The organism is Bradyrhizobium sp. CCBAU 53340 (genome assembly GCF_015291645.1).
GTDB lineage: Bacteria > Pseudomonadota > Alphaproteobacteria > Rhizobiales > Xanthobacteraceae > Bradyrhizobium.
This window is the reverse complement of the sequence record NZ_CP030055.1, coordinates 202,055-217,487: the sequence shown is the minus strand read 5'-3', so window position 1 is coordinate 217,487 and position 15,433 is coordinate 202,055. Positions and strand designations below refer to the sequence as shown.

13 protein-coding genes and 1 pseudogene are annotated in these 15,433 nt (G+C 55.7%); 7 read left to right on the top strand and 7 right to left on the bottom strand.

The genetic code is table 11. The features are described 5' to 3' along the window. Positions 1-402 precede the first annotated feature (402 nt). Entirely contained in the window at positions 403-831 is a 429-nt protein-coding gene (locus XH89_RS00985) for a DUF6641 family protein (RefSeq protein ID WP_194465300.1), read from the bottom strand. Positions 832-1,049: 218 nt separating this feature from the next. Here XH89_RS00985 and XH89_RS00980 point away from each other — a divergent pair, with 218 nt between their 5' ends. The 4 genes from XH89_RS00980 to XH89_RS00965 are packed head-to-tail and all read left to right on the top strand — an operon-like array spanning position 1,050 to position 5,333. After that, positions 1,050-2,237 carry an SIR2 family protein gene (locus XH89_RS00980; RefSeq protein WP_194465299.1) on the top strand — a complete coding sequence of 396 codons (1,188 nt, stop codon included), beginning with the start codon at positions 1,050-1,052 and terminating at the stop codon, positions 2,235-2,237. Then, entirely contained in the window at positions 2,234-4,075 is a 1,842-nt protein-coding gene (locus XH89_RS00975) for an ATP-binding protein (RefSeq protein ID WP_194465298.1), read from the top strand. The genes XH89_RS00980 and XH89_RS00975 overlap by 4 nt, the downstream gene beginning before the upstream one ends. An 11-nt stretch (positions 4,076-4,086) precedes the next feature. After that, the gene (locus tag XH89_RS00970) at positions 4,087-4,284 is read left to right on the top strand and encodes a KTSC domain-containing protein (protein WP_246767711.1); all 198 of its coding nucleotides are present in this window, start codon (positions 4,087-4,089) and stop codon (positions 4,282-4,284) included. A gap of 35 nt (positions 4,285-4,319) precedes the next feature. Continuing rightward, positions 4,320-5,333 carry a hypothetical protein gene (locus XH89_RS00965; RefSeq protein WP_194465296.1) on the top strand — a complete coding sequence of 338 codons (1,014 nt, stop codon included), beginning with the start codon at positions 4,320-4,322 and terminating at the stop codon, positions 5,331-5,333. A gap of 482 nt (positions 5,334-5,815) precedes the next feature. Here the strand turns inward: XH89_RS00965 and XH89_RS00960 are convergent, their stop codons facing one another. Further along, positions 5,816-6,775: an ABC transporter substrate-binding protein gene (locus XH89_RS00960; protein WP_194465295.1), complete on the bottom strand. Its 960-nt coding sequence runs from the start codon at positions 6,773-6,775 to the stop codon at positions 5,816-5,818. Positions 6,776-6,948: 173 nt separating this feature from the next. Continuing rightward, positions 6,949-7,365, bottom strand: coding sequence for a hypothetical protein (locus XH89_RS00955; RefSeq protein ID WP_194465294.1), 417 nt, complete (start codon positions 7,363-7,365; stop codon positions 6,949-6,951). Between the two features lie 160 nt (positions 7,366-7,525). Here XH89_RS00955 and XH89_RS00950 point away from each other — a divergent pair, with 160 nt between their 5' ends. Continuing rightward, positions 7,526-7,804: a hypothetical protein gene (locus XH89_RS00950; protein ID WP_194465293.1), complete on the top strand. Its 279-nt coding sequence runs from the start codon at positions 7,526-7,528 to the stop codon at positions 7,802-7,804. A gap of 1,031 nt (positions 7,805-8,835) precedes the next feature. Here the strand turns inward: XH89_RS00950 and XH89_RS00945 are convergent. The 4 genes from XH89_RS00945 to XH89_RS00930 all read right to left on the bottom strand — a co-directional run bounded on the left by XH89_RS00945 (position 8,836) and on the right by XH89_RS00930 (position 14,001). Next, positions 8,836-9,828, bottom strand: a complete 993-nt coding sequence (locus tag XH89_RS00945) for a hypothetical protein (RefSeq protein WP_194465292.1) — start codon at positions 9,826-9,828, stop codon at positions 8,836-8,838. A 23-nt stretch (positions 9,829-9,851) separates the two neighbouring features. Beyond that, positions 9,852-10,817, bottom strand: a complete 966-nt coding sequence (locus XH89_RS00940; RefSeq protein ID WP_194465291.1) for a hypothetical protein — start codon at positions 10,815-10,817, stop codon at positions 9,852-9,854. A 709-nt stretch (positions 10,818-11,526) separates the two neighbouring features. Continuing rightward, the gene (locus XH89_RS00935; protein ID WP_194465290.1) at positions 11,527-12,582 is read right to left on the bottom strand and encodes a DUF3883 domain-containing protein; all 1,056 of its coding nucleotides are present in this window, start codon (positions 12,580-12,582) and stop codon (positions 11,527-11,529) included. Positions 12,583-12,702: 120 nt separating this feature from the next. Beyond that, positions 12,703-14,001: a DUF2235 domain-containing protein gene (locus XH89_RS00930; RefSeq protein WP_194465289.1), complete on the bottom strand. Its 1,299-nt coding sequence runs from the start codon at positions 13,999-14,001 to the stop codon at positions 12,703-12,705. A gap of 75 nt (positions 14,002-14,076) precedes the next feature. Between XH89_RS00930 and XH89_RS42020 the strand changes: the two are divergent. Next, a pseudogene (locus XH89_RS42020) lies at positions 14,077-14,187 on the top strand (hypothetical protein); the annotation flags it as partial. Between the two features lie 159 nt (positions 14,188-14,346). Beyond that, a complete protein-coding gene (locus tag XH89_RS00925; RefSeq protein ID WP_246767710.1) occupies positions 14,347-15,342 on the top strand; it encodes a PIN domain-containing protein in 996 nt (331 codons plus the stop codon). Positions 15,343-15,433 lie beyond the last annotated feature (91 nt).

Genomic DNA, 15,433 nt, shown 5'->3' with positions numbered 1-15,433 from the left:
CCACTGTATCAAGGCCCACAAGGCCGAACCTGGGTTGCACGTCCAGGCTGCTCATGGAGCCACCTGCGACGAACGACTCCCTCGCGTCGCAAACTTTCGTTTTTGGGACACGGACGACCATCTCAGCCAAGGTCGGCCGCTGGGTGGATGAGAAGACGTCTGGGACTTTCATGCGCGGAAGCAAGCTACGTCCGGCATCTCTGGCTTGTTTCGTGCTGCCAATGGTCGGACGAACGCGGTGGAGGACTTGGGTGATCGAACCTTCGCGGAAGCAACGTGTGTCCGGCGGAAAGTTTGACTACCCGGAAAGGCGAGTTAGGCGGGCCGGGCGGGGCAATATTCAAAGCAACAAAAGGTGAGAGGGCTGGGGAGTGCTACTGCTACCCAGCCCGACTGCAGGGGTCAGGCAGCTTTGCGGGACTTACCGATGCCGCCGGTCTTGGCGGCATGGCTGAAGTGCTCGTCCAGCTCCCCAGCCCGGACGGCTCCGATCAGGGCATCGATAACGGCCGACAGCTTGTCCCTGGAGCCGACCACGATGCCGGCCTTGCCCTTCTCGAACTCGATCGGCTTAGACCCGAACTTGATGGACATGACCACCTGTCCGCTCGCGTCGGTCTTCCACCAGGGCCGAACGGCCTGCTGCTTGGTCGTTGCCTGGCGCTCCCCATTAACCTTCGTCCAGCGTTGGACGGTCCGGACGTGATTGGGGTCGGAGAGGAGCAGCTTCTGCTCTTCCAGCTTGGTGATGAACTTGGTCCGGCGCAGCTGGACCGGATCGTTGCCAGCCTTGGGCAGCGCGGTGAAGGAGAGGGACTTGAGGATCGGCATGCGGGTTCTCCGTTGTTGGATAAACCCGCCCGATCCTAACGCGCTGGACCGCACTGTACATGCCAGTCGTCCGTGGCTACCGCGGTCGCGGCTCAAAAAGCCATTGCCTTACCCACATTATCAATCATTTGGAGAATATCGCTTTAGTTGCATTTCCGTGTAGGCTGGCCTGTGCTTCCGGGGGTGATATGGATTCGGTTCATAATCCAGATCGGTTCATGGCCGATCTGCGACAGATTTTGTCACAAGGACGAAAGCGAATTGGACTGCTGCTTGGCGCTGGCGCCCCGCTGTCAATTCGCGTCGACGCCAATTCAAGAATTGATCCTAAAGGAAAGCCGCTCATCCCGGGCGTCGATGCACTCACCACTCATGTGATCAATGGACTAGATGGGCAAGACCGGATTGCGGCGGATGCAATTCGCTCCGGTTTGCCGGGGGGTGGCAATATAGAATCGATTCTATCTCGCATCCGCTTGCTACAAGAGGCTATCGGTGGAACACAAGTCAATGGGCTTGACGGCGCCGGTTACAAGGCGCTCGGCGCACGTGTTTGCAGCGCCATAGGTGGGGTCGTAGGCGCGAAATTGCCGAAGGACCGATGCGCCTACAATGAGTTGGTCACATGGATAAGCGGGACCCAACGGCCACATCCTGTAGAGATTTTTACGACGAACTACGATCTTCTCCTTGAGGAGGCGTTTGAGGGTGCCAAGACACCATATTTCGACGGCTTTACTGGCGGGCATGCGCCCTTCTTTGACCCGGTCACAGTGGCTGGTAATGACCTTCCGCCTCGTTGGTCGCGTTTATGGAAGCTTCACGGATCGCTTGGCTGGAAGGTCGATCACGAGGTCGTAGTGCGCTCAGGCGGATACGATTGTACCGAACTCGTATACCCGGATCATCTGAAATACGATTTAACCCAGAAGCAGCCCTACGCAGCTTTATTCGAACGCCTCAAACACTTCCTACTTCAGCCGGACACGCTGCTTTTGACCGCGGGCTTCTCGTTTCGCGACGCCCATATTTGCGCCGTGCTGGATGAAGCTCTCGCGATGAATGCCAACGCTGCCGTTTTCGCGTTCCAATTTCAAAATCTAGAGCAAGAGGATGCAGCGCGCGCGCTCGCGTTCGACCGGCCGAATCTGTCAGTGTATGCGGCAGATGGTGCAGTTATCAGTGGGGTTTCAGGCAAATGGCGCCCTGGCGATTTGCCAAAGAACTGGGCCGAAATCCGGGCGAGTTTCTGGGGACAGCGTTGGGGCGCCGGCGAACCAGTATTCCTGCTTGGTGATTTTACGAGCTTCTGCCGATTTTGTTCACTGTCGCATTCCTCAGAGATGGTGAGGCCGAAAGAGACAATTGAAACGGAGAGTGCACTAAGCGGCACGACGGAAGAATGAAGGGATTGGACCCCACGTACCTCGGCCACGTCAGCGCCGTTTCGGGCGCATCTGTAACCGTGAAACTTGCCGAGTCTCTCGCGTCGGGCCTTGCCATCATTGATGGGCATACTTATCGCGTAGGCCAAGTCGGTAGCTTCGTGCGGATACCGCTTGGCTACCAAGATCTTTTTGGCGTGGTAGCCGAGGTCGGTGCAACCGCAGCTCCGTTGAGCGCTCCAGTGTCGGAAATCGAGACTGGACGCTGGATGCGGGTTGAACTTGCGGGAGAAGCGATCGGAGAGAGATTTGAGCGAGGCCTAAGTCAACATCCGAACATTGATGATACTGTGCATCTCGTTACCGAACGAGATCTCCGCAGGATCTACGGAGGCACGCAGGATGATCAGATCATGATCGGAACGCTTTCAAGTGCCGAGAATATCGAAGTTAGACTATCGCTCGATGGGCTCGTAACGCGTCACAGCGCAATTCTCGGCTCCACCGGCTCGGGCAAGTCTACAACGGTTGCAAGTCTGCTACGGTCAATCGTTCAACCCATTGCTACTAGTGGAGCATCCGGTGCTCGGATTCTTCTCCTAGACTTACACGGCGAATATGCCGCCGCGCTCGCCGACGTCGCCAAGGTCTTTAGCGCGACGCCCCAGCCGGGAGAACAGCCCCTTTTCGTACCCTTCTGGGCACTGGAGGCGGGTGAGTTACTTGATTTTGTAGCGGGCGACCTCGGAGATAATCAATCGATTGCCTTCACGGACAAAATTCAGGAGCTGAAGGAGCGGCGAATTGCTGTCGCCGGTTTGCCTGGACTTGACCCGCAATCCCTGACCGTCGATAGCCCGGTCCCCTTCTCCCTCAAACAGCTTTGGTACGAACTAGTCGACTTCGAAACAATGACATTCACCGGGCCGCAGCGTGATCAACCGGCGCTGGAGAACCCAGGCGATCCCGATTCACTTAAGCCCCCTAAGTACAAGCCGCATGCTATGGGCAATACGGGACCGTTCCTTAATCAGGCAGCGAAGGGGATTCGTCGACAACTCAACCTCCTCCGATCGCGTTTGTTAGATCGCCGTTTCGACTTTATTCTGCATCCCGGACCGTGGGAGCCGGACGCCACAGGAGTCACCGAGCAGGACTTGGATACACTGCTTCAAGGATGGCTCGGTCACGATAAGCCGCTGACAATTCTCGACCTCTCAGGCGTCCCGAGTGCAGTGTTGGTGAGACTGATTGGCTCCATTCTGCGGATCACGTATGAGGCGCTATTTTGGAGCCGAGAAAAAACCGAAGGCGGGGTTCTCCGGCCGTTGCTCGTTGTTATGGAAGAGGCGCATCGCTACGTTTCGCCCGAGAGCGGCAACGTAGCCGCGGACATGGTAAAACGTATCGCCAAAGAAGGTCGCAAATACGGTGTTGGGGCCATGTTGGTGTCACAGCGACCGGCGGAGATCGATGAAACGGTGCTCTCTCAGTGCGGAACTCTGATTGGTTTGAGGCTCTCGAACCCAGCCGACCGATCCAGAGTAAAGGGCGCGCTACCCGATAACTTGTCGGGACTCATGGACCTTCTCCCCGTGCTCCGTACCGGAGAAGCGATTATTGCAGGCGAAGCAGCCAGGTTGCCAGTGCGATGCCGCATATCCCTTCCTCGAGCAGACCGGTTGCCGAACAGCCGTGATCCCGCTGTGAGTGAGGCTTGGCGGAAACGACGCGTCGCAGAAGGATACGATCGCGTCGTTGCGTCATGGAGAGCTCAACGCACTACCGCAGTAGCACGCCAGATCGACATCTCAAGAACTGTAGTTGACGAGACTGAAGTGCCGGAGACCGACCAATGATGCGAGAGCCCGTGGCATCGACCAATATCCTCTCGTTGGGTTACGATGCCGGTTCCGAAACGCTTGAGGTCGAGTTTAGCTCAGGTTCAGTTTATCAGTATTATAACGTCAATGCCGCGTTATATGATCAACTGATGATGGCTCCATCCAAGGGTCAATTTCTTAACGCCTACATCAAGAACGCCTACCCATTTTCTCGTGTCGGGTAAGGCGTGTGCTCGGCTCGACGTCGGAATGCTTAGTCATGGCGGTCCCACCGGTTCCAGAATTTCCCGTTCGCGACTTGAAGCTAGAAGCGCTTGCACGCTTGGGTCAGGAAAATTGGGACATTCCGAGGCTTGAAGGTTCACCCCTAGAAGGCGTTGCAACGAGTTTCAGAGCCAATATAGCGACCGTGCGATTTATGATGTCCCTTCCGACGTCGATCGTTTCCGCCATGGCACTTACGCAACGATGTCACGACCTAGCAGAATTTCAGGTAACGGGACAACTCGGCAACACGTTGACCGAGGATGAGAATATCAAGGCCGCACTAATCGCTAAGGAAATGCTCGATAAGGAAAGAAATCGAAACGAAGAGCTACGCCAGACTCCAGGTTGGGATGGTCATGTTCTGGACTATCATCTTAATGCGGCGCGATCCTTGAGCAGCTTTGCCGATACGCCGATCGGCGCGTATGGATTCATTCCCCTGCTATCCGGCTGCATAACAGGCACGTGGACCGCTATCGAAACGATGCTTGCCGATTTATGGGAAGCTGCACTAAACGCTCACCCAAGGACGCTTGCATCACTGAATGGAAAGCCAAAAAAAGATGCTGACAAGAATCAGTATGATAAGAACCCCAGCGATCAAGATAAGAAGCTCGACCTAAACGTAGTCGCCAAACACGGTTTCGACCTCCGTGTGCACATGGGATCGATTTTGCGTTCTGCGAGACGCTTCGAATTTGCCCGTCTCTCTGGTGCAAGAGAGGCATACATGAGAGCGTTTTCCGAGAAGTCCTCTAGGGTCGAGACCGCGATCGCGAACAAGTCGATGGATGCCCTCAGTGCAGTAAGGAATGCGCTACTACACAGGGCCGCAGTCGCGGATGACGAGTATGTCAGGCAGCAAAAATTCCTAGCAATTCCAAAAGCGGACAAGGGTGAAAGGATCAGATTGGATGGTCAAAACACATCCGATTTGATAAGACCCGCTATTGCAAGCAGCCGTAGCCTCATGATCGCAGTCGATGATTGGATTCGTGAGAACTAATTCGACCAGGCACAATTGAACGTGGCTGACGGTCGTGCCCTGGGCGATCCGCATCGCCAGTTGTGCCAGGACATTCTCTGGCTGCGAGGCGATCCCGACAGATGATAGAATAACCCTTCTATCATAAGTCCCTACAAGTCCCTGACCGGTGGGCGTTTTGAAGACCGCGGAGAAGCGCCCCCTTCTCGGACCGATTACAATTCAGCATTGACCGGGCGTTTCATAACAGGTCGCCCGAGCTGGTGAGGCGCAAGGCTCGTCTCGTCACATCGAGCTATGGACCGAACGGGGCCGGGGGGTAGCCGAAAATGGGTCCCCGGAAAGGATAGCACAGCAACCAAAGATCCTTCGTTGCGAGACCCTTCAAGCCATTTCCTCCCCGCTGTCCAGAATATTCACCTGTGAACGTCTGCTTTCGACCAAGTAGCGGACGGCTAGTCCGCGCTCCGCCATGTCGCCTAAGGGCCATAAGCAGAAGTCAACTACTCAATCACGGCGTCCGCACGAGCGAGCAAAGTGGGCGGAAGTTGCAGGCCGAATTGCCATGCGGCTTTTTGGTTCACGATCAACTCAAATTCCGTTGGCGCCTGAACCGGGAGTTCAGCAGGATTGGCACCACGTAAAACCCGGTCAACATATGATGCGGCGCCCGCAATGATCCTCTCGATTATTACCCCGTACGACACGAGGCCTCCTGCATCACAGAAGGCACGAAACGGATAGATTGCGGGTAACTTGCATTCTGCAACCAGCGCAACAATCTGGGCACGTCGCACAAATGTAATCGCGTCTGGCAAGAAAATGAGACCGCTGTTTGGTTTGTCCTTGAGGTAGCGAATAAGCCGATCAATGTCCGAGCTATCGCCGCGCGGCGTCTCAATCGAGACGATGCCCGTCTTGCGGGCAACATCGTCAATTGACTGGCGGAACGCTGAAGAATTGTTGCCCGGTTCAGGGTTGTATATGATGCCCACGTGCTCGACGTTTGATGCCACTTCCTTGATAAGCGACACCCATTTGCCGCCCAGAGAAGGCTCAAATGGCGTAAAGCCTGTCACAGTACCGCCAGGCTTCGGGAAGCTCTCGACGTAACGCATTCCGACTGGATCGCTTACCATTGCGAAAACGATCGGAACGTTAGAGTGTTCGGCATACAGCGCGGCCATCGACGTGTTGGTAATTGCAAACAGGACATCAGGCTGCAACGCGAGCAGCTCACGGGCATATGCCTGTGAGAGATTGGTATCGCCGCGCGTTATGCGATAGTCGATTTGGAGGTCCCGTCCGAGCGTCCAGCCCTTTTCCCTAAGAGGACCTTCAAGAAAGTTAGCCTGCGCTGGCTCCGCAATAAGGGCTCCGACGCGTCGCACACGGCCTTGCGCACTAGCTCGGTCGAAGTTGGGCAGCAACGCAATTCCTACAATAAAATCCCGCCTGTTCATGCATCCCCCCTCTTGGCGCTTAAATAGTACCGAGAAACAGAAATGGCGGCTAGGGCTCATGTCCGCAGCGGGTCAATGGCGTCGGTTTGACCCGGTCAATGCCGGGTCCGGTTTAGCCCTCATCGCCGACATCGACGCGCGGACCGAGTTTGTCGCGATGGGCCACAAGGGGACTAAGCGTTCACACGCGAGCGACGGTGCGCCAACCAATAGTCAATCTGCCAGCCTTCGTAGCCAAGCAATTCACAAGAGCGCCGTTCGTGATCTTCGGACCACGCTTCGAGTTCGTTTAGGAGCGCAAGCATGGCATCTATCCGCCACTCGTGGCCCGGTAAGGCGTAGAATAGCCTTCGGTATTTGAGTTGCGGCAGGCCAGGGCATGGTTCGAATACCTCGCGCCTTATCAGGCGCCCCAGATCAACATGCCTATCGAACATGCGCCAATACCGTAAACAGACGTCTGGCTCACGACCGATGATGTCCATAAAATACGCGAGGGGCTTTGCACCCCTCAGCATCAGGCCCAGTTCTCTGTTGGTGTGGACCAAATAGGGCTGTTGATGAAGCAATTCGGAGTGCATGTCGGTCATCTTGATCGCACAACGTTAATTTCCGCTAAGGGTCAAAATTGGCGGTCTGGCTCCCCGCAAAGCGCTTCCGGTCTACACTCGACAGCCGACACTTGAACGAACTTAAACATAGGCAGCATAGGGCCAACAGGGGAAATCAAGATTGGCTTCGAGGCGGCTCTTGATTGTGGTCATCGGCCGATCGGCGTCGACGACGATAGGCGCGGATGAATTCGAAGCCGATATAGCTGAGCATCGTGAGAACGATGAAGAAAGGCACGAATTTGCCGGGATCACGCACAAGTTCGTGGATGAACACAAGGAAAGTGAAATAGAGCGCAAACCAAGGGTCGTCATGGATCATCATGTCGTATTCGCCCAAGCGACCCTAGCCAATTATCCCTTATGGTTGCGTGATCCCGGAGCGTCAATCATCCGTTCGCCAGATGCTCAATACTGAATGAACACGGATAGTCTGCAATGGGTCACAAGCAGCGGTCGGAGCGAGCGTAACCCCGTGTCCGCTCTGCCCCTGATGGCCGACATCAGATCCTGGTTCGCCTAACGGGTACGATCGCTCGCACAACTTTCTCTTTGTTCCCTCTCAGACGCCATTTCGCAGCCATGATGGTCAGAGCCTGACTCGAAGCGAGGGACTCAGATTTCGATAAACCGAAATATCTCTTGCGCCGTCGGGCAAAACAGTGGTTGATAGGGTGCTGGTACTCGATATGGGAGCCAGCACGTGCCTGATGGACATGAAACCTCTCCGGAGCTGTCGAAGATAGCCAAGCTCAACGGAGACTTCCGGAGGAATTACGGACCGCTGCTAGGAGCCTTCCTCTATTTGCGCTCGATAAGTGCGGCACGAGGACGCTCTTGGTTCTGGGCCGGCTTGGTTTCGCTCATTAGTTCGGCAGCAACGGCTTGGCTTGGAAAATACGGGCTGTCCTGGCTATCCGGGGGGTAATCCGGCGATCGCTGCGTACCCTGTCGAGTCTCAGTGGTCTTCCGGAACGCGTCGGCAAAGTCCGCCAAGCCGCCCAAGAAGCCGAAGAAGACGTCCGCCGGGCAGAAGGAGATGCTGATGCCAATCGCGGGGAAGAAGGGGCCAGCCACGGACGCGTCGGTGAAGGAGTTGCCGGCGAGGTCGCAACGGAAATCGGCGTGAAGGCCAGGTGACGCTGGATGACGGACTTGGTCGCAGCCAGCCGCTGGACCGAACGGGGGCCGGGGGTAGCCGAAAATGGGTCCCCGGAAAGGGTAGCACAGCAATCAATGATCCTTCGTTGCGAGATCCTTCGAGCCATTGATCCCGCGTTCTCAGAAGCTTCAAATGCAAGGTTCAACGTCTGCTCTCGGGAAGCAGCGGACGAGGAAGCGAGCCCCGCTTGATCCTCTCAGATTATGATCGATTTGGCTGCACTCGCGTAGCCTGCCTTGCGGCCGGTGGGATTCGGACCCGATGCAATGCTCTGCTTCGCGTCAGTCCTATTGAGCCTTGAGATTTAGCTGCGTCTTTGTAAGGGACTGCTGGATCGTCAGTGCTGACCGGAGATTGTCCGGAATCTGCATCTCGAGAACAATTGGCAGCGTTACAGACTGAAATTTTAGTGCGGCGTCCGCGCCTGTCTTTGGATAGGTCCTTTGAATGCCCGTTATGTCAAGTTTGGAGAGCGAATTGTTGTCGTGAAAGTAACATTTGCTATGGGTGCCCTTCTTTAGAAATTGTGGATCGCTGCCATAGATCATGATGGAATCCGGATCCCGCTGGGACCAGTCGTAAGCTGATCTGTCTGCCGCGAGCTGCTTCACATTGGCATCGACCTTCGGTTTGTCCCAGTTATAGTTGCTCTTGTAGTAGGCATACAATTTCGGCCAATCATATTCGGCGTCGCAGCCGCTCGCTGGGCTCTGATGTTCATGATGTAGACCAAGGGCGTGTCCCCATTCATGAAGCACAATACCCGTGAAGCGAGGCTCTGCCGGCGCGTTCTTGTCGAACCCTTCAAAGTTCATCGAGGTGAGGTTTTTGTCGACAAGCTCGGTGGCGATGCCGTCGGTGCCGATGTAAGACCAGTAGCCAGGCTCCGAGAAGCCTATGCGCACTTCGCTTTTGTCGTGATCGACGCAATCAGGGCCGTTCTCGCTTCCAGCTGCCAGACTAAGATTGATGTACTGCAGCCAAGTCTTGGCGATCCCGATGATCTTGTTGCGTAACTCTGGCGTACCGCCCACGAAGCATACATGAATAGCTTGAGTTTGCGCCCATCGATTGGGAAGCACAACGACCGACTCTAACCCGGCATGGCCGACATCAAGTGTCGGTCGAGGGATACGATCGAGCGGTAGATAGTTGAGCCGCTCCGGCTTCCATTGAACCGTGTTGTCAGTGCCGACCTTCTCGAGCGAATGCGCCCATGCGGTCGCAATAGATCCAAGTGTCGCCAGTAGGATAACCGAAAGGGTCACACGTTTCAGCACAGGTCTCTCCCAATGCTACGCGATTAATGTACGGGGCGTGGTGCAATAATCGGGACTGGCGCAAGCAGATAGCCCTGCGGCATCCCTCTGGGCGGGGCTGCCGACGCTGGCCGGCGATGTCGAGTGCGGCGCTCGGTCTTTTCTGATGGCGCCGCTTGCGGCGGCGCTGCCTCTTGTCCCGAGGGCGCGGCAAGAGGTGCTGAGGCCGGCGGTGCTGCGGTTGGTACGCGAGCCCGTGGTGGCTGAGGTGGTTGATAAGGCGGCGTCCCACCACCAATAGCGGCGAGGCCAGTACTCGCACCGGACGCCAGGGATGCATCTGCGCCGTTGAGTGTGAATTGGAGTTTATTCGTCTGTTGCGTCGATGCCGCCCCGCCGATGCCAAGGGGGTTCCACATCGGGTTTATAAGCGAATATTTCACTTCAAGTCCGGCCGTGACTTGAACGGTGAAGGTGTAAGCCATTTGAGCCGGATACGCGGTTTCCCCTAGCTTGGCGGCCTCCATGCCAGACCACATATCCTTGCCGAGATCGAGAAGCCAACTGGCAAGCGGCTTCACACCATTCACCCGAATACGGACGAATTGCTCACTGTCACTGTAATCACCGCGCGCCAAGCCCTCGAAGTCGCTATTGAGTGGGCCGCTGTAACATCGGACAGAATCGTCCTTAGTCGCCGCGAAGCTAATCCTCGCATTCTGCGGCAGAAGGAAACTCAGGATCATGTCATAGGTCCCCTGCCCATTAAGCGTAGGACCAAAATGCCATGTGAAGTTTTCGCTATCATTGACCGTGCGAAGACGGTCAATACTGGTGCTTCCGCTCGCAAAGCCCGCGATATCAACAACGTTCAGATCGAGGATCACGTTGCCGAACAGCTGCTCAGATACATCGAAGTAGTCTGTCTTCCGACGACGATTTGCTTCGAGATATGTAATCAATTCGCATTTGACTGATTTGACGAGCCCCTGCACTTGTTGCCGATCCATGACGCCCTGCGGGTCATGGACAACGTTTAGTCCGGTACAAGCCGTCAAAGTCGCAGCGATGCTAGCTGCGCCCATGCGCTTCGCGCGTAAGACAATTGACACGGTTGCCGCCCCCAACAACCAAAAAGAGCCGCTATAAAAAATGCTCGTTCTGAACGATCTGGCAAATGCACGGACTTGTCAAGCGCGACTGGACGGCTGCGGCACCGGTGGGGGGTGTGGGGCCGGTGGCTGCGGTAACGGCTGTAATTCGAACTAAGCTTCTCCGGGGCGTAAATGCCCCCGGCTCAGGTCGAGCCTTCCCGTAGTAAAAATCCGATTATGCCGACTAGGAGGGAGATGAGCGAACCCATGGCCGCATAGACCGCCGTGAGCCCTTCGTCGATACATCAAACAAGACTATAAGCGAGGACCAAATCGGCGAATATTGCCGCCCGATGGAAGCGTTGCCCAAGGACGCGTCGCCGAAGAAGTTGCCGGCGCGGTCACAACGGAAATCCGCCTAAGCTTGCGGTGGCAGATGACGGCGGCCGGCCGCTCGACTGCCTAGCCCCGGGGGTAGCCGAAATTGGGTCCCCGGCAAGGGTAGCACAGCAAGCAAGGACCCTTCGTCGCGAGATCCGAGAAGCCGCTGATCCCGCTCTTACGGTCTATTTCTGCCTCTACGCCGCGAGCGGACGGAACAGCCCTCACCAGAGGGCAACCGACTTCATTTGCGTTGCGCGCGATAGGACGCAGGATTCAGCACGAGGCATTTCTCAAGCGCTCCCCGATAGACGGCAATCTCAGGCGAAGCCGGGAAATTGTACACTCGATAGAGCCGATACGATTCGTTCAGTCGGGATGACACGCGAACTTCATTGCTAGACACGAAGAAGGGCGTGGCCTCGCCACGCGCTGTCGTCTTGACTTCGATGTGGATAGACTTTCCATCAAGATCAAACGAAGAGATGTCGTATCCCTGGCCATCCGCCTCACTCGCCTCCCATTTCACCTTCGCGGCCAAATCAGGCCTTTTGCCATCCTTCAGCGCTTGCCGCTCTTGCTCGAAGACGTACCGTTCGCCGGCCTTGCCGAGTTCTCGATTTTCGGCGTCTCTTAGCGCCCAGTCGATTTTGACCAGTCGGGGCTTGCTCGGAGACTCGGCACGGATCGCCTCTGCTTCCGAGCTATCGACATCCCGGCCAATGCGATCTTCCAAGACGTACCGCAGAAGAGTCTGGAAACCCGGAGCCGGCGCGTATCCGGGCAGCCATTCCCTCCCCATCTCTTGAAGCACTGCGCTTACGTTTTGTAGCTTCCATTCGTAAGCCTTGGCTGTGCGAGTGGGTCTCTGCGAGTGCAATTTGCTGTGGTAGTCCTTCTTCTTGAAGGGCAAGCCAGCTTGATGCAGCGCGAGCATCTCCAGATAGGCGTCAACTGCGGCTTCCGCTTCTTCGATCCACCACCCCACGTGCTTGACCCCGATGACGCGAAAGCCCAGTCGATCTAAAGCCCAAGCAGCATTTCCCTTGACCTTTCCGCCACTACATTCATCCCACGCAAGTGGCTCGGTTCCAAACTGATATCCAAACGCGACCGCCGCTATGGCTTTTGAGTCATAAACACCGTCCGAGAAATGAAGGGCATACGCTCGCGCGGGCTTAAAGTGATACAGGCGACGAAAAGCGTCCCGCCCTAATTGATCGCACTCGGCGATAGCAGCTTTCACCGCCGTTGGGCTTGTCAGCCTGTTTAAGCTTCGCGCTGGACTGTCGTGAGCCATGGTCTTTCCTACGAAATCTTCTCTATGTCTGTCGTGATGACGCGCTTTGGCGGGGTCCGTAGCCGACGTCGTCACTTGAGCTCGCGCCGTCGAAGTAACAAGCTCTCAGATGCAGGTCGGCTATGGGTCCGATACGCCAACGCTAGGGTCGTCCGCCCGCACGGAAGTCTGAAATTGAGCCGGATCAACTTTCTTGCGCTGCGCCCACTCGACAAGATTAGCCGGGCGATACGTGGGGTCCGAGCGCCATCGCTTAAACACGCTGGCGTCTATCGTCTCGTTTACGTTAACATGGCTTCCGTCGTCTCGAATGTCCGGCTCTTGTCCAATGGTGCGATAAAGCGGCGGAAAAATCCAAGCATACACTCCCGATCCAAATGACTTATAGGAGTCGGCAATTTTTCCTGTCATATCATCGCCATCAAGGTCCACTTCGGAACGGAATGAAAGCCCTTGGGACTCGGCCTTCTTCATCATCCAACGCAGTGGTGCTTGCGCAAGTAGATCGGTCTCATAGCCTCCCCCGACATTTGCGTGCGCGCCAACGAACCACCGCTGCTCCACCCCCGATAGGGGGCGGACCTGCGAAAGATTCTTCGGGTCTTTATGATGAACGTCCCAAAGCGTTGGGGCGAAATCTTTGCGGTGCTCGTCAATAGCAAGAGCATGATAACCATTCAGAATATGGATGCGAAGTCCTGTTTGCAGATAGTCAAACGAAGAACGGCTAACACCGGGGATATTCCCAGCTGCCAATCCCACTGATCCTACTGTGTCCCAGACACCGACTACCTTTATCTTTGTCGGCAATGAGTATTTGAGCAGCCATTTCTCCTGCTGGGTTATCTTGCTAGTGTCCCCAGCCGCTACCTTGTCCCTTAGATCCCAGATGCTCTCTTCGTTTCCCTTCTTATAGCGCTCAAACAACTCAGCCACTCCAATCGGCGCTCCAGCTTTCAGAATGCCATTAATGGCGATCAATCCCGCAAAGCTTCTAGCCGTGAAGGCCCCTCGGCTAAATCCGAAGATGAAGATTTCATCCCCGTCATTGTAGTTTTCGATAAGCCATTCGTACGCTAGACGGATGTTATCATCGAGACCTTGGCCGAATACTCCGCCCAAGAAGCCGTTGACGCCGACGGAATAGTAAACAAGCTGGGATTTTCCATCCTTGCTCTTGGCCGCGCACAGCGCCCGCATGCGCCAGACATTTGTGTTGCTATCGACGCTATTCCAGGTGCCATCAAAGAAGACCACAAGTCGCTTTTGCTGTTGCTCGACGTTTGCAAAGTTTGGCTGGTAGCCGCTCTTCTCCGCTGGCCGACCAATGATCACGCCCACCGCTACGATGGCCACGATGGCTATGAATAGACCAACCCAATGCGCAAAACGCTCGAATATCCGCCAAGCCGTTCTCATGATGACACCCCGCCTCGTCCGCTTGAACTAAAGCGAATCGACCCATAGCCCGAGGGTAATCCGTTTGCCGCACAAATGCACGCAGCGCGATTGTTTCCGTATCTCGCTACTTTTGCGGGGCCGGGATTACTCCGCAATAAGATCGGCGATGCTCATGGGAAGGGTAAGGCGGCCATACGGCCGGCGGCTCGGCATGCCCAGCTTGCCGTCAACCCTGCTGGGGCGATGGCCACGTTTCTGTCGAGACCTGGCGCGTCAAGGCCCCTCAGCACTAAACCTGCGGATGAGCCCTTGAAAAAGCTCTCCTGGTACTCTTCACTGCGCCGGTCTTTTGCGAGTCGGCGCATGATCACTCTTTTCATCGACACAAACGTCCTGCTTTCTTTCTATCACCTCACCAGTGAGGACATTGAAGAGCTGAAGAAGCTAGTCGCTTTGGTGAAGAATAAGGAGATCAGCCTCATAGTTCCGAAGCAGGTCGGGGACGAGTTCTGGCGCAATCGGGGTGCGAAAATATCCGACGCGATGAAAAAGCTGCGCGAAGCTAAGTTCAATGCGTCCTTTCCGGCGTTCTCGAAAGACTATTCGGAATACGAGGAGCTGAGAGGCACTTTGAAGAAGGCCGACAAGCTCCACGCTGAGCTGGTTGGTAAGATGAAAGAAGATGCCGAGAATATGTCGCTCAAGGCCGACGAGGTCGTGACCGGCCTTTTCAAGGTGGCGACCAAGCCCGAGTTCGATGACGAGCACTATCTGAACGCGCTGCGGCGCGTCCGGCTCGGCAATCCGCCCGGAAAGAACGAGAGCCTCGGAGATGCCATGAATTGGGAAACGTTGTTGGCGACTATCGCTAAAGGTACGGACTTATATCTAGTGTCAGAGGACAAGGACTATCGCTCGCAGCTCTCCGACGGCGCTTTCAATGAATTCCTGCGGGACGAGTGGGAGACCGAGAAGAAATCGTCCATTAATTACTACTCGAAGATCTCCGATTTCTTTAAGGACCGTTTCCCTGACATCAAGATAGCCAGTCAGGTTGAGAGCGATCTTGCCATCAACAGCCTGAGCAATAGCGGCAGTTTCGCCTCTACGCATAGCTATATCGGAAAGCTCGACGCTTTTGAGCAGTTCACCATCGCCCAGGTGGAGCGCCTTATTAAAATCCCCGGGCAGAACAACCAAGTTGGCTGGATCATCGATGATACCGACGTTCACCAGTTTTATGCGAAGCTTCTGGCAAAGTACGGCGGTGGCCTGAAGAACGACGATTTGGAACTCCTGAAAGAGTTAGTCGCCAAAGGCGAGCCGCAGCCTGACGAGGAAGTCGACCCGCTCTCGTAAAAAAAGCGCCCGCCTATCGGACTAACGATCCGCATGGTGAGTGGCAGGGACCGGGGTACAGCCGCCCTGGCGGGGGTAGCCGAATTGGGTC

Excerpts from the sequence above, each read along its gene's own strand:
- XH89_RS00985 (WP_194465300.1), bottom strand. The coding sequence starts at position 831 with ATGCCGATCCTCAAGTCCCTCTCCTTCACCGCGCTGCCCAAGGCTGGC.
- XH89_RS00955 (WP_194465294.1), bottom strand. The coding sequence starts at position 7,365 with ATGACCGACATGCACTCCGAATTGCTTCATCAACAGCCCTATTTGGTC.
- XH89_RS00935 (WP_194465290.1), bottom strand. The coding sequence starts at position 12,582 with ATGGCTCACGACAGTCCAGCGCGAAGCTTAAACAGGCTGACAAGCCCA.
- XH89_RS00965 (WP_194465296.1), top strand. The coding sequence starts at position 4,320 with ATGGCGGTCCCACCGGTTCCAGAATTTCCCGTTCGCGACTTGAAGCTA.
- XH89_RS00940 (WP_194465291.1), bottom strand. The coding sequence starts at position 10,817 with ATGGATCGGCAACAAGTGCAGGGGCTCGTCAAATCAGTCAAATGCGAA.
- XH89_RS00925 (WP_246767710.1), top strand. The coding sequence starts at position 14,347 with ATGATCACTCTTTTCATCGACACAAACGTCCTGCTTTCTTTCTATCAC.
- XH89_RS00975 (WP_194465298.1), top strand. The coding sequence starts at position 2,234 with ATGAAGGGATTGGACCCCACGTACCTCGGCCACGTCAGCGCCGTTTCG.
- XH89_RS00930 (WP_194465289.1), bottom strand. The coding sequence starts at position 14,001 with ATGAGAACGGCTTGGCGGATATTCGAGCGTTTTGCGCATTGGGTTGGT.
- XH89_RS00960 (WP_194465295.1), bottom strand. The coding sequence starts at position 6,775 with ATGAACAGGCGGGATTTTATTGTAGGAATTGCGTTGCTGCCCAACTTC.
- XH89_RS00980 (WP_194465299.1), top strand. The coding sequence starts at position 1,050 with ATGGCCGATCTGCGACAGATTTTGTCACAAGGACGAAAGCGAATTGGA.